At 45.0% G+C, this 14,508-nt stretch carries 14 protein-coding genes; 7 read left to right on the forward strand and 7 right to left on the reverse strand.

Translation table 11 applies throughout. From position 1 onward, the window contains the following. Positions 1 to 52: 52 nt before the first annotated feature. The 3 genes from AM506_RS02190 to AM506_RS02200 all read right to left on the reverse strand — a co-directional run bounded on the left by AM506_RS02190 (position 53) and on the right by AM506_RS02200 (position 2,578). Complete coding sequence (locus tag AM506_RS02190; protein WP_060670344.1) at positions 53 to 424, reverse strand: YisL family protein; 372 nt, start codon at positions 422 to 424, stop codon at positions 53 to 55. A 72-nt stretch (positions 425 to 496) separates the two neighbouring features. After that, on the reverse strand, positions 497 to 1,366 hold the full coding sequence (locus tag AM506_RS02195) for a fumarylacetoacetate hydrolase family protein (RefSeq protein ID WP_060670346.1): 870 nt from the start codon (positions 1,364 to 1,366) through the stop codon (positions 497 to 499). A gap of 24 nt (positions 1,367 to 1,390) precedes the next feature. Then, positions 1,391 to 2,578 carry a DUF418 domain-containing protein gene (locus AM506_RS02200; protein WP_060670347.1) on the reverse strand — a complete coding sequence of 396 codons (1,188 nt, stop codon included), beginning with the start codon at positions 2,576 to 2,578 and terminating at the stop codon, positions 1,391 to 1,393. 130 nt (positions 2,579 to 2,708) lie between these two features. Here AM506_RS02200 and AM506_RS02205 point away from each other — a divergent pair, with 130 nt between their 5' ends. The 6 genes from AM506_RS02205 (at position 2,709) to AM506_RS02230 (ending at position 4,694) form a co-directional block, all read left to right on the forward strand. Continuing rightward, complete coding sequence (locus AM506_RS02205) at positions 2,709 to 2,930, forward strand: spore germination protein (protein ID WP_060670350.1); 222 nt, start codon at positions 2,709 to 2,711, stop codon at positions 2,928 to 2,930. Positions 2,931 to 2,942: 12 nt separating this feature from the next. After that, entirely contained in the window at positions 2,943 to 3,167 is a 225-nt protein-coding gene (locus AM506_RS02210; RefSeq protein WP_060670352.1) for a spore germination protein GerPB, read from the forward strand. Between the two features lie 31 nt (positions 3,168 to 3,198). Continuing rightward, complete coding sequence (gerPC, locus tag AM506_RS02215) at positions 3,199 to 3,828, forward strand: spore germination protein GerPC (RefSeq protein WP_060670354.1); 630 nt, start codon at positions 3,199 to 3,201, stop codon at positions 3,826 to 3,828. After that, positions 3,803 to 3,982 carry a hypothetical protein gene (locus tag AM506_RS02220; RefSeq protein WP_060670356.1) on the forward strand — a complete coding sequence of 60 codons (180 nt, stop codon included), beginning with the start codon at positions 3,803 to 3,805 and terminating at the stop codon, positions 3,980 to 3,982. Before gerPC ends, AM506_RS02220 begins: the two co-directional genes overlap by 26 nt. Before the next feature lie 3 nt (positions 3,983 to 3,985). Then, positions 3,986 to 4,396: a spore germination protein GerPE gene (locus tag AM506_RS02225; RefSeq protein WP_060670358.1), complete on the forward strand. Its 411-nt coding sequence runs from the start codon at positions 3,986 to 3,988 to the stop codon at positions 4,394 to 4,396. Positions 4,397 to 4,475: 79 nt separating this feature from the next. Next, entirely contained in the window at positions 4,476 to 4,694 is a 219-nt protein-coding gene (locus AM506_RS02230; protein WP_060670360.1) for a spore germination protein, read from the forward strand. Between the two features lie 49 nt (positions 4,695 to 4,743). Here the strand turns inward: AM506_RS02230 and AM506_RS02235 are convergent, their stop codons facing one another. From AM506_RS02235 to addB, 3 genes are all read right to left on the reverse strand, one after another. After that, positions 4,744 to 5,046 carry a hypothetical protein gene (locus AM506_RS02235; RefSeq protein ID WP_060670362.1) on the reverse strand — a complete coding sequence of 101 codons (303 nt, stop codon included), beginning with the start codon at positions 5,044 to 5,046 and terminating at the stop codon, positions 4,744 to 4,746. 92 nt (positions 5,047 to 5,138) lie between these two features. Next, positions 5,139 to 8,906, reverse strand: a complete 3,768-nt coding sequence (addA, locus tag AM506_RS02240) for a helicase-exonuclease AddAB subunit AddA (protein ID WP_060670364.1) — start codon at positions 8,904 to 8,906, stop codon at positions 5,139 to 5,141. After that, entirely contained in the window at positions 8,899 to 12,381 is a 3,483-nt protein-coding gene (gene addB / locus AM506_RS02245) for a helicase-exonuclease AddAB subunit AddB (protein WP_060670366.1), read from the reverse strand. The genes addA and addB overlap by 8 nt, the downstream gene beginning before the upstream one ends. Before the next feature lie 163 nt (positions 12,382 to 12,544). Here addB and AM506_RS02250 point away from each other — a divergent pair, with 163 nt between their 5' ends. After that, positions 12,545 to 13,702, forward strand: a complete 1,158-nt coding sequence (locus tag AM506_RS02250) for an MFS transporter (protein ID WP_060670368.1) — start codon at positions 12,545 to 12,547, stop codon at positions 13,700 to 13,702. A 256-nt stretch (positions 13,703 to 13,958) separates the two neighbouring features. Here the strand turns inward: AM506_RS02250 and AM506_RS02255 are convergent, their stop codons facing one another. Then, positions 13,959 to 14,495, reverse strand: coding sequence for a GNAT family N-acetyltransferase (locus tag AM506_RS02255; protein WP_060670370.1), 537 nt, complete (start codon positions 14,493 to 14,495; stop codon positions 13,959 to 13,961). Positions 14,496 to 14,508 lie beyond the last annotated feature (13 nt).

Consider the following 14,508-nt stretch of genomic DNA (forward strand, 5'->3'; position numbering starts at 1 on the left):
CGAAAAGTGCTAAATAAAAAAGCCCGCTCCATAATGAGCAGACTTTTATACGTTATGCAAATGGATGAAGACCAAGTGGTAACCGCAGTCCCAAATACAGAACGATGAGCAGGGCGATAACCATGACAATCCACAATACATTCGTGCTTTTCCCTTTATTCATGCGGACCAGAATCATCTCAAACATCCCGATCACCCATATTCCCACCAATCCTTTAATGCCGTAAAGGGCCGGATTGATTCCCTGATGCTTCCAGAATAAAAGCGCACCGGTTAAAATGATGAGCAGGTAAAATAATCGTAAAATCATATGTACAACTTTCATGCCTTTTTTCTTCCCTGCGTTATGTAAGCCGACCGCTACAAAGAAAAGAATGATGGCAACGACCCACGTTGTAATATGGGCATGTGTATTATCAAACATATTGAACCTCCTACAGGTAGATAGTTTACGCTCATAATATTACCACAGTCTTCTCACCAACAGAAATTTTAACTAAGCCTGTAACGGATTTGTCAAAATTCCCAATCCTTCTATTTCGATCTCCACTACATCTCCCTTTCTCAAAAAGCGTGGAGGCTTGTAGCCTTTCCCCACTCCAGAAGGTGTCCCTGTCGCAATGATATCCCCCGGAAGCAGCGTCATTCCTTTAGACAGGGTGGAAATAATCGTCGGGATCGAGAATATCATTTGTCCCGTATTGGAAGACTGACGGACTTCACCATTTACCTTCGTGGTGATGGACAGGTTCTGAGGGTCCTCCACTTCATCCTTTGTCACGAGGAATGGACCCATCGGGCACGTTGTATCCAGGCTTTTTCCGATGAAAAATTGGCCATGCTTTTTTTGGAGGTCACGGGCTGTGATATCATTCAGGATCGAATAACCAAAGACATGGTCCATCGCTTCTTCAGGAGAAATCCCTCTCCCTTTCTTCCCGATGATCACGGCCAGTTCTCCTTCATAATCAAGTTCTTCCGTTATGTCATCATGATGAAGAACCGTTTCCCCGTGACCGATGACCGTATGGGTTGCTTTCGTGAAAATCATGATATTCTTCGGGATATCCTGTTCACCGCCCATTTCAATGGCATGTTCACGATAGTTCTTTCCTACACACATGATGTTTCTCTTCACATTCGGAATGGGGGAAAGCCATTTCACTTCATCCTTTGCGAAAGATGGCAGAGTTCCACTCTTCTCCTTAAGAATTGCTTCTACACGTTCAAGAAAGCCTTCCCCTGCTTCAATTCCCTGAAGTAAATCTCCGGGTAAATCTTCCGCCCCCGCAACATCAAGGATCCTGTCGTCCATTTCCACTCCATATGTTTCTTTTCCCTCACACTTAAAACTAACGAATTTCATCCTTATTCATCCCCTTTTCCAGTATTATACTTCTCCCTTTTTAACCACATTGCTTCTCCCGTAACTTAACACCCGCCAGAGCTTTTCAACGGGTCCATATCGAAACCTGGATAACCAAATTTCAGATAGAATCACCTGTATGATATAAATCCCAACTGCAAGCATCGTCCCTGTCGTTAAGGTCACTTCTCCGTAGAGGCCAAATCCATAAGAATAGAAGATAAGTGTGCCGATGGTGGATTGCAACAGGTAATTCGAGAGGGACATCTTCCCTACTGAAGCCAATGGCTTGCTCCATTTCATCATTTTTTCATTCAACAATAATAATGAAAGGATTATTGCATAAGATACTGATAAGAACGGACCTCCCAAAAAGTCCTGTATATAGCTGTAAGCGAAATTGGGTTCAAAGAATAGTGGCAATGATTTAATGATAATTCCAATGAGTAACGTAAATCCACCTGTTATCATCCAAATCTTCTTATGGGTTCTGACCTTGGACAATAGTTGCTGTTTGCTTGCTCCTGCCCCGATCATCATCATAGGAAGAATCGAAAGAAATAAGAATAAGAGATTGTCAGGTGAGTTCACCATATACCAGTCCTGAAAGCGTTGTGCCATGATACTGCCGAAGCTTCCTGAAGCATAGGACGCGACCGAATCCTGCAGTGCGGCAATATTCGTATAATTCGTCACGCCTGTCGGATCAGAAAAGGTCATCAATACTAGTAAAATACTGAAAAACGTTTGTGGCATTAGAAATAATAAACCTCCGAGCCACATCAAGGCCTTACCGGAAAGCCTCATGAAACCAAGAAGGATCAGACCGAATACGGCATAATTAATCAGGATATCCCCAGACCAGATCAGGAAGGCATGAATACAGCCGATTCCCAATAAAACAACAAGTCTTCTTACCCCAAACAGGTAGAAGGATGTTCCTTTCATCGCTGCCCTTTGCTGCTGGATCCCAAGCCCATATCCAAACATCATGGCGAATAAGGGATAGAAGCTCGCTTGAACCAACACATCGATCCAAGGAAATAATGCTGTATCGTCAGGTGTTTTCCACCATGTATACGGATCATAATAAAGAAATGGTGAATGGAAGGATATCATGTTGATGATGAAGATGCCGAGCAGAGAGAATCCCCTGATCACATCGAGACTTACAATACGTTCTTTCTGTTCAATTGGCGACAAGTTGTTCATTCATCTTCCTCCGGAATCATTAATCTTGTATCTATTCTAACCTTAAATGGGAAATTAGGCGATTATCACCTATTCATGTTCTAAACATAGAATAACAATAATTAACTTTGTCTTAAAGGTGTGAGTCGAAATGCCTGCAATTGTAGGAATTGCACAAGTCATAAACGTCGGTTCCAGCGCCGTTTTTCACATTGGGGATGTGTTTAACATCAGCCCGATATCAACAGCCAAAACCTTTGCCGGTGCAGGTTCATTTATTACAGGAAGAGGGATTTCCGTCTATAATGAAAGTTCCTTGACCTACACGGTAGACGACGATGGAATGGATCAAGGAATAAATTTAAACCTATGAGTGTGATGCCGAATGACGAATTATTATGTTCAACAATCCATACAGATTCAGTTCATTAAAATCGGGGGAATGTCCAATTCTTCCGTATTACAGATCGGTACTTGTGGACAAATAAACACGAATGACTACTTGTATAATACCGGGGGTTATACAGAACCGGCTCCTGAGGCAGAAAAAAGCGGGAGTGTGACAACCGGACCATCAGCATCACCTTTAGTTCCTCTTCAAAAGCCTTAAAAGAGTCCGCGACAAGAAAAGAGGTGGCAGGATGACTAATTACTATATGACACCCCAACAACTTTATCAGTATATCGACATGTTGAATACGAGAATTGTCGCGTTAGAAAAAAAAGTAGATGAGCTCTCACAGGAATTGACGGCGATCAAGGATACTCCGAAGATTAATGTAGAAAAAATTGAATACAAATTCGATCAGCTTAAAGTCGAGTCCCTGGATGGTACATTGAATATCGGCCTTAACCCAAGTAATTTAAAGGATACCATAGAGGATTTAGCCGTTGATCAAAATGTGAATGTCGAATCGATCAAAGATTTGACCCCTTACAAAGAAAGAATTACGAAAGAAATACATGCGTACATTCAAAACGAATTGCCTGCCCTCATTCAAGACAACGAAATGCAATTCCAACGATCCCTCGACCCTTCTTATTATGAAATGGTACAGCAGGATCTGCTAAATCAAATGCCGCAAAGAATCGATTTCTACTTGGAAAACATACCTCATGTCGAATCCAAACAATCTGAAGGGGAATGGGAAAGAAAAATCATTTCAAAAATCAAACAGGATATTCAAACGGCACTCTTTTCCTTTATGTCCCAGATGCCGGAGAATATGGAAGGGATGAATAACAATGAACCTCCAAGTAATCAATCGTGAATTGTCAGTCGGCAGTATCGATATTGCAGGGGTAGCAAGCTCCTCCCTTGTCCTGATCGGGGATGCTGATATCATTCAGCTTACTTCTGCATTCGATACACCGCCTGAGTCATTGATCATCGGTCCATTCGTCCCGCTGACACCGAAAGGATAATAGATGTTTAAGCGATATTCGATTGTTAATAAATTAGACGGCATTACCTTATCCTTCAGCTCTCTCTATCAAATAGGCGATTCTCAAAACATAAACGCCTTATCCTTCGCCTATGCTGTTCAACGGGAGAAGGAATTTTACCTGACGAGTGAAGGAAGCTTTGATTCCAGCGTTTTTCAAGGACCAATCACTAAACCCCCTGTTGATCCCACTGTGAGGGTCAGCCGGCTAAATCTTTGTCCGATCAAAGTCGATCAAGTATTTATCAAGGCTACGGCTTTTTCTTCCATCATCCATATTGGAAATACCTCGAATGTAGCCATGGAATCAAGAGTGAAACACATCCGTCAGCTTGAATCTAAAAAGCATGAAGAAGATCTGCAAAATTTCGAAACTATAGACCAGCCAGACTAAAAGCCTATAGGAACATGAACATTCTATTCTGTTTCACATAGGTTAACTGTATAGATATTTATAAAAGAGGATGTTGAATATGCCCGCTTTAGTAGGTCCCGTCGCTATTCTTAATGTTGGTGGAGGAAGTGTTCAGTTTGGAGATACTGGTATTATTTCGCCTAAGTCCGCATCAAAAACGTTTAGTGGATCTGGCGGATTCAATACCGGCCCTTTTCAGTTAACATACAATGTATTCAGTGTAAATACCACATTCGATTGTAATGTCGTAGATCAACCGATAACAGGGAATAACTAAAAAACCAAAAAGCCCATCCGCAGGCTTTTTGGTTTTTATTTTGATATCGCTATCGTTTCTTCCTTCGTTCCTGACTTTTCTTCGTTTTGATTAATTTGGTAGGCGGCTGCTTGCGGATCCATTTTATGAATGAACGAATCTTCTCATCTCTTCTTAAATCTTCAATTGTGTTCAATCTTGCCCCAAGCTCTTCGTTTGTGTAAAGGGAATGAATCTGCTTATGACAAGGAATACATAATCGCGCCGTTTCGAGGAATGTTCCCCCGACCTCTTTAGGTGTAAGGTGATGAATCGTCGTCTCTACATTTCTCCGGGCACATAACTCACATGTACCAATAGCACTTTTACTCATCTTTAACCATTCCTCATAAAGTGATTAGTATAGGTATTCCCCGCAACAGCATAAAAAAACACTTCGAAGCAAAGCCGCGAAGTGTTTTCCTGCTACAACTCCAACACATGTCCTCCATCAAAGAAATACAGATACTTTTCTGATACTGGTTCCTTCCATATGGATTCTAATGCCCGGGTGTATAATTCGATTTGTACTTTATACCTCTCTTCAAGTACAGGTCTCGCTTCAGGGAATCCGCCCTGATAGCGGTCATGGATGCCGTCTGTCTTGTAATCCAACAGGACGATTCCCGACTCATCCCTGAATACACAGTCGATGACCCCTTGAACAAGAATGGTTTCTTCAGGTGCTTCTTCACCCGTTTCTGATATTTCACTAAGTGGGACACTCATACTGAAGGGGATTTCCCGTTGGATATTCCGGGCATTTACCATCCTCTGACCAAGTCCACTCTTGAAGAATCCTGCGATATGTTCGACTGATACTGCCAGTTTTTGTTCTTCCGTCAGGATTTCTTTATGAACAAGCTTCGATAAAAGGTCTTCAACCTTCTCCTCTGTCGGAACGCCATCTTCAAATGAAATATGCTGCATGACTGTGTGCATGGCTGTCCCTTTTTCAGCAGGGGACAGTTCTTTCGACTGCATAAATTGGGGTCGATTATACACAGGCTTATGATGCTGCCTCAGTATATCAATACTTGAGGCTTCATCCCGGATTTCAACCATCCGTTTCAGCTCGGAGACCGATTGCTTTGAACGTAGGTTTGTAGCGCGAACATGAGGGTATTCCCACGATAACCGTTTTAACACCTCTTCTTGTTGGGAAGACACGATATCCACCACTTCCCCATTCTTCACTTTCTCCTGCCACGTTTTTTCTTCACTCATTTCCTCATCATCGTCTGCAACCAGCTCAGATTTATGAATCGGCGTCACATGAAAGCAGGAAGGATGCGTGAGAATCTCTTCATTAATCAAGCTGACATCTGACGCCCCTGCCTCACTAAGCTCTCCGCACTGAGGGTGGCGCATGAGGGACGGACCTATCCAATCAAGATAAGAACTCGCCCCTGCCCGGTCATAATCAGATAATAACCAATCTTTCTGACTTAAAGCCCCGCGCCATTTCTTCAGGGATTTTTCCAGGCTTTTCACGGTACCAACCAGATATAACTTCTCCTTCGCCCGGGTCAACGCCACATAAAGCACCCGCATCTCCTCTGAGACCGCCTCCATCCGCTTCTTCCGTTTGAACGCCAATTGGGGAAGGGACGGATAACTGATCCGTTTAGCTGCATCCGTGTATTTCACGGCCAATCCTAGGTCTTTATCCAATAAGTATGCTGCATTCAGATCCATCAGGTTGAATTGCTTGGAGGTACCAGCGACAAATACGACAGGGAACTCAAGGCCTTTACTGGAATGGATGGTCATTAACCGTACCACATCTTCCTGTTCACTCAGTGCTCTCGCCACTCCCAGGTCGTCCCCCCGTTCCCTCATCCTGTCGATGAATCGCAGGAACCGGAATAAGCCCCTGAAGGAAGTTTCTTCGTATTGACGGGCACGGTCATAAAGAGCCCTGAGATTCGCCTGACGCTGCTTCCCACCGGCCATCCCTCCTACATAATCATAGAATCGGGTGTCCCGGTACAATTGCCAGATCAATTCTGTCACAGATCCCTGCCTCGCCTTCGTCCTCCAGTTCCCGAGTTGATATAGGAACACTTTGACCTTTTCGAATGTTTCCTCTTCACGGGGATTGCCCGGCTTCTCACCGGCAAATGTCTTCAACGCTTCGTAATACGTCCCTGCTCTGGAATGGATCCGGATACTGGCAAGACCCTGCTCATCGAGTCCGACAATCGGAGACCTTAGGACGGAAGCAAGGGGGATATCCTGGTACGGATTATCGATCACTTTCAGCAGTGAAAGCATAATGGCAATCTCGGTCGCTTCAAAATACCCTGTAGATAAATTCGCATAAATCGGGATCCCCTGCCGCTTGAATTCTTCCATGATTTCTGCCGCCCAAGGCATGGAGCGAAGCAGAATCACGACGTCCCGGTATTGAATCGGTCTCTCGGTTTTCGTTTTGGCATCATAGACCGGTGTCCGCTCTTCGATCATCCTTTTGACTTTGTTTGCCATATAACGGGCTTCCAGAACTGATTTCTCGATATCCCCTTCATCAAAGATGGATAGTCCCTCTTCATCACCACCTGGAGAAGGCTCTTCCGTTTCCTGATCGATGATCGCCACTTCAATCGGGTACTCTTTTTCTTCTGGATAAGGGGCACCTTTTACAAGTTCAGCTTCCCTGTTGTATTCCATCTCACCGACAGCTGTACCCATAATCTGTTTGAATAAGAAGTTCGTCCCTTCTAACACTTCTTTCCGGCTTCGGAAGTTTTGAGAAAGATCGATTTTCAATCCGGCTTCCCCTCTCTCCGGGAGAAAACGGGTATACTTTCCTAAAAACAGATTCGGTTCCGCCAATCTGAAACGGTAGATGGATTGCTTTACATCCCCCACCATGAAGCGGTTCCCAACTTCTTCACGTTCTTCTGTAATGAGACGGAGAATGGATTCCTGAACCATATTCGTATCCTGGTATTCATCCACCAGCACTTCTTTGAACTTATTTTTATACAGATTCGCTGCTTCTGAAGGAACTAATGCATCAGATGAAGGGTCCCTTAAAATGTCGAGACAAAAGTGTTCCAAGTCGGCAAAGTCGACGAGTCCTTTTTCTTCTTTCACTACCCTGAAACGTTTACCGAATTCAATCACCACTTCTGCCAGGGTGTGAATTACGTCCTTCATCTTCCTCATATCTTCAAGGAATGAACCGGGTCTTCTTGAAAAGAAATCCTCCTGAAGCTTTTCCAACGTTTTCTTTCCTTGATCCCGGAGTTTCTTCGCCTCATCCACTAGTTCTTTATTATAATCGTCCCCCCTGCAAGCTTTTAGCTTCGTAAAGGGCAGGGTTTGAATCGTTTCGTATAAAGTGTTCCAGGAAATTGCCAGACTTTCCTCCAGGCTCTCGACAATCTCGATATCATTTAAGAAGTTCTCCGCTCTCGGACCAGGTCCCCCGGGCACACGAGAGAGATCCAGTGCACGCTGAAATAGACTTTTTGCGCCATGAAGCTGCAATCGGATATCTGTCAGAAGGGGCTCAATAAAGGAAAGTTGATCAATTCCCTCGCCCTCTTCCACCTCATACAGATCCTCGAGTCTTCTCAGCCACTCATCGGGATTCGGATGGGAGCGCGAAAAATCATACAGCTTCCTGATCATATCCTGCAGGGCACCGTCACTTCGATCGCTAGTAAATGTGTCCACCAGCTTAAAAAAGTCATGATTATCTTCTTTGCCGTATTCCTCTTCAAAGAGATCGTCAAGAACCTCATCCCGTAGCAGGTCTCCTTCTGTCTCATCTGCGATCCTGAATCCCGGATCGATATCAATGAGATAATAGTATTTTCGTATCACTTCAAGGCAAAAGGAGTGCAGGGTCGAAATGGACGCCCGGTTCAGCAAACTGAGCTGCTTCCTTAAATGACGAGAATGGGGATCCTCATCGATTGCCTTCTCGAGGGCACCGCCGATCCGATGCCTCATTTCTGCCGCTGAAGCATTGGTAAAAGTAACCACCAATAATTCATCCACGTCCATCCTGTCTTCTTCTGAGAGGATTCTCTGAATGATCCTCTCTACCAGGACAGCTGTTTTACCCGACCCCGCCGCTGCAGCGACAAGGATATCCTGCCCTTTCGCCCATATCGCCTTCCACTGATCATCTGTCCATGTAACATGATCGGGCTTGACTGGAATACCACCATTATTCATTGGATTCTGCCTCCTCTCTCACTTTCCGCAATAAATCTTCCGGCTTCGCAGTCGGCAGCACTCTGTACTCGTTTTCATCCAAAGACTGATCAAATTGACAGACCGGACGGAACGAACAAAATTGACACGGAGTCCGGTCCTTCAGTTTATATGGAGCTATATCCGTCTCTCCTGAGATGATCCGGTTTCCGGAGGCTTCATAGAGCTTTCTGACATGTTGACGCATATAATGGAAGTCTTCACCAGAAGCCGCTTTCGAACGGGAAGATAACGTACCGTCCTTCTTGATTCCTGCTGAAATAATATCAGAGTTCCCTGTCTCGAGCGTCTGATCCATTAATCTGACAATGTTGGAATCCCCAAGGACGAGACCCTTCATCTTAAAGCTCTTGAAGATTTCTTGCTCGATCTGATCCATTGTCAAGATCTTCTTGCTGTTGATCATCGGGTTGTGAACATGGAAATAGAGTACACCGGCAGGCTTCGCTTCCTTCCCGACGAACTGTTTCGAATTGGTTAACACAATATCCAGATACGTCAGCATCTGCAGGGCCAGGCCGTAATATACTTCCGTCATATCCAGATCCCTTGCGCTCGATTTGTAATCGACGATTCTGAGATACACACCGTTTGCATCCTCCGCCTTATCCACACGGTCAATCCTTCCCTGCAGCTCCATCTTCGTACCATTTCTCAATTGGAACTGGAAAGGCGGCAGAGTCGCCTGCGGGCCGAATCCAAGTTCCACCCCGACGGGTACAAACCCGCTTGCCTTTGCATGTTCACTTAAAATCATGCTTGCCCGGCTTATGATTTGCTCAAGCTTTTGAGCGATATAGTAATGCCGGTTCGAGCTTAATAGAATCTGGTGCTGAAGCTTCGGTGCCAGCATAAGGACCGCTTCTTTCGCCAACTGCAAACACTGGGATTTCGAGAGCGATGCCCACGTCAGTCCATGTCGTTCCACTTCTTCTGATATCCACTTCAAAGCCGAGTGGAACATTTCACCGATATCCGGTGCCTCTAATTTAAAGAAATCCCGTTCTCTGAGCTTCAGGCCGTGATTGGCAAAATGAGAAAATGGGCAGCTGTGGAACAGCTCCATACGGGAAACACTCGCAAGGATATGGTCCCCGTACAGCTCTTTGCTCGTATCCTCGGACAGTTGATTACCACGATTCTCATAAAAAAGACTAGACAGGATATGGCCCGAATGCCACTTCCAATCATTGGACGAAGCATAAAAATTATACACGTCCCACCAGAAGTCATAGATCGGATAATCCCTTTTCTTCAACTGAAGCTGCGAGGTCAAATGGGAAATCGTCACATTCGGATGACAGACGTAATGAAGCTGATCCTCTTCAGATAGTTCAGACGGTTCATTGATGAGAAGCTTCGTATGTGCATCCGGGAACATTTCATTCAATCTCTTGAGGAATGAAGATGGCAGGAGCGCCTTTCCTTCTTCATTTGCGATGGGATAGCTGATGAAGAGGCGTTCACTCGGAGTCGTGAACGCTTTATACGCCACAAACTCTTCATCCAACAGTTTTGTCCTATTACTCGGGGCGATCTTGTATCCCCTTGTGATCAATGACTCACGATCTTCATCGGACAGGACCCCGTCTTCATTCATTTTTGCCGGGAGAATCCCATCATTCACTCCAATGATGAAAGCGGATTTGATGTCGCCAAGCCTGGATTTCTCAAGATCTGCAATAATGACCTGATCAATGGCAGGGGGGACCAATGAAAATTCCATCGTTTCAATACCTGCATCAAGGATGGAAGAGAATTTCTTCATGGTCGTTTCTTCATCACCAAGCATCTCTACATATTGATCAAGCAGATCCATCACTGCCGACCACGCTTGATCATGTTCCCTTGCTGCGATCAAATCCCCTTTCTCCTCTGCTTCTATGCGCATTCGTTCAAGCTTTGCCGGTATATCCAACTCTTCCAAATAAAGATAAATAGCCTCACAGTATTCCCGTCCCGTAGCACGCTTCTTTAAACGTTTTCCCAGACGGATGACCGGTGCCGAGATAAATAACCGCAATTCATTGATCTCGTGCTCAAGCTCCCTCTCCCGGTCGGTCTGTGGGGCGTTAACATGTTCAAGTCCCCTGAAGCGACGATATTTCCAACGGTCTTTCCTCGTCCACCGGTCTCCCTTTATACCATAAGCAAGCACATAGTTCTCAAGCCGGTCCATCTTTTCACGCAAATCGGCAGGATTCTTCTGATAAGGAAATAAAAGGTCCGTTTTCACTGCCCGGAAGACCGGTTCATATCTCCAGTTGGTGTTCATGATCTCAAGAGTGGAACGAATGAGCTCGATGAGAGGATGATTGAGCATCGTCCGCTTCTGATCAAGGAAAAAGGGAATCGCATAATCTTGAAAAATCGTTTCGACCTTATCACGATAATCCTGGCTGTTTCGAACCAATACGGCGATATCCTTGTAGCGGTATCCTTCTTCCCGGGCAAGCTTTCTGATCTCCCTAGCGATTCCTTCAACCTCAGCACGACGGTTGGACGCTTCGAGAAATTCAATGGTGGCCTTTCCTCCCTCATAGGGTATCGTTGGACGCTCTTCAAAATGACGCTCTAAATGAAGCATCGTTTCACTTCCATAGCGAATCGGTTTCGTGAGCACCTCTTCCTTCACCGTTTCTCCTGCCACCCTGCATATATCCTGAAGGGTATGAAAAGTTTCGTTTGTCATCCGATACAGGCTTAACTCATTTATGGCGTCGATTGGCTGCTCAGGATCCGTTGTAAGGGCAACCGTCACTTTCTTCGTATGTTGTATGAGCTGATCGATAATGAGGTATTCCTGAGGAGTGAAACTATGAAACCCATCTATGTAGATCTCTGCCTCTTTCAGGAGGTCGGAATTTTTCACATGATCAGCGAGCAATTGAAAATAATCTTCCGAATCAATGTACTTTCCGAAAAGCTTTTCCTCAAATTTCTCATAAATCAGTTCAAGATCATGAAGCTTATCCTTCAATACCTTGGAGCGATCACCGTCTTCATTAAATCCCTGCAGGTCCGCGGGCGTTATGCAGTAGCGTTTGAATTCCTTTACAATCGCCTCCACATGATGAATAAACCCCGGCTTGTCCGATGCCTTGGTGAAAATATGGAGATGCTCCTTGTTTTCGTCTATGATCTTCCGGATCATCATATTTAACCCAACGTCAGATAAATGATATCGGCTCATCCCACCCGTTTCCTGAAGGATCTTCCACGCAAGACGGGTGAAGCTGAACACCTGTCCACGGATCATACCGTTCAATCCCGGCGTGTTCACGAGATCGTATTCAGATATAAAAGACATTTGATCCGGTACGATATAGATGATTGGATCTCCATTCGGTGCGTCCAACAAACTTTTTTTCATCTCATCCAATATGCGATGGGTTTTCCCCGTACCGGAGCGTCCGAGAATAAAATGTACAGACATCCTCTCACTCCTTTTCTTATACTCTATCTATTCTAACCAAGAGGGTTCATGAATTTTTGTATAGGTTCATTATAGTACACAACCACAAATCTTTCCCGTCTCAAATTTGATTGAAAATATTTGGATCATCTGCATACAGTAAAGATAGGCAGGTGAAATCATCATGAATCAGTATTTCCACAGAATCACTGCTGTCCTGGTTGTGATGGCCGTGATGGTAGCTTGTAATATTTACACATTCATCCCCATTTATGGAAGCATCGCTGCTACTCTTTCCATTCCGCAAAGTGAAGTCGTCATGGCCGGAACATCATTTATCTTTTTCTACGCATGCGGTTTATTGACATTCGCCAACCTCGCAGACCATTTCGGCAAAAAAAGGATCCTCGTCTGGGGAATGCTTGCATCTGCCGTTTCTTCGGGGCTCGTCGGACTATCAGCCGATTTCTGGAGTTTATTTATCACGAGGGGTTTGCAGGGATTCTGTCTGGGGAGCTTTGCACCCGTCGCTTTTGCCTATACGTATGATTTGTTTTCAGGAAAGCCTCGGACCCTGCTTCTGGCCTTCATCAATTCAGGCTTTCTCTTTGCCGGTATCCTCGGGCAGTTGCTCAGTGAAGGAATCACACGCTACTCCGGCTGGTCTGCTGTATTCTTCTTTTTCGCCATGGTATACGCTTCCCTTTTTTTAATCGGAAACCAAACACTTCCACCCGCAAATGTGGTATCTGTTTCACCCTCACAGCAAATCGCCACCATCGTGAAGCTGCTCAAGAGAAAAGAACTTCTTTACTGTTACGGAATAGTCTTCACCCTTCTCGCTACATTCATCGCCTATTATGACAGCCTGACCCGCTACATGTCAGAAGATCCCGACCTGCTTTTCCTCACAAGGGCAGTAGGTCTGATCGGAGCCGTTTTATCCCTTTTCACCGGCCGTTTTATGGAGGCCCTGGGAATCTACAAAACTCTGTTTATCGGAGTCGCTCTATCGCTGATAAGTGTGGTGGCTGCTTTCATTTATGCATATGGTCACGAACCCTTCATCATCATTCTTTCTTCCATTCTTTTTGTCTCGGCCATCTCTTTATTGATTCCCACCGTCATCACCCTGATCGGAAATATGAGCGGCAAGGGACGAAGCCAGGCACTCAGCCTTTACTCTTTCTTATTGTTAGGAGGGACCAGTGTGGCACCGTTGGTCATCATGCACCTAACGTATGTCCAATCGTTGTTTCTGTTAGTGGGATGCTTTTTGTTCCATGCATGGATGGGAGGCTTGTTATATGTGGGGCGGAAGAGCTGGGGGGCGGGGGATTAGCTCTCGACCTCGATTCTTTGGGGGAATTTAAGGTGTGGAGCTGTAATTGGAGAGTGTCTGTTGCATGGGAATTGGCACTCCTGGGCTTAATTGCGTCATTTTGGACGGGGATTGCGTCATTTTGGATTTTATTGCGTCGTATTTTCATTTATTGCGTCGTTCTGGATGGTCATTGCGTCTTTTGATAAATAAAGGAAAATGACTGAGCGCTCAATCCCTCCCCAACCTCTCTCCAACAAAAAAAAGAAGGACACCCTCATCCTTCTTTCCATTCATCCACTAATAATCCATACAATATCATGTCATATCGATTCCCGTCTCGTTGCAGGAACTGACGGAAGCTTCCTTCTTTCGTGAAGCCCAGAGATTCATATAATCGGATCGCTCTCTCATTATACGAAAATACCGTTAACTGAAGACGGTGTAAATTCAACTCATGAAAGGCATAGGCCAGGAGACACTGCATGGCTTCCCTGCCGAATCCATTCCCCCATGACTGCTCGTCACCGATGGATATCGAAACCCATCCCACACGATGAGACCAAAGAATTCCGTCCAATTCAACAAATCCGATGATCCTGCCGTCATCCTTCAGACGGACCGCAAAACGATAGGCATTGTCACCGGGATCTCCCATCCATTTCTTGATTTCTTCTTCTGATTTCGGTTTATGGGGGAGGGCATCCAATAGTCTCTGCACTTCTTCATTTTGATTCCATTCCCTTATAGCCGAAACGTCTTCTTCCTGAAAACCTGATAGATATATTCTTGTACCGGATAGTAACCGTTTCACCTTTTTCACCTCG

It is taken from the genome of Rossellomorea vietnamensis (assembly GCF_001305855.1).
GTDB lineage: Bacteria > Bacillota > Bacilli > Bacillales > Bacillaceae_B > Rossellomorea > Rossellomorea vietnamensis_A.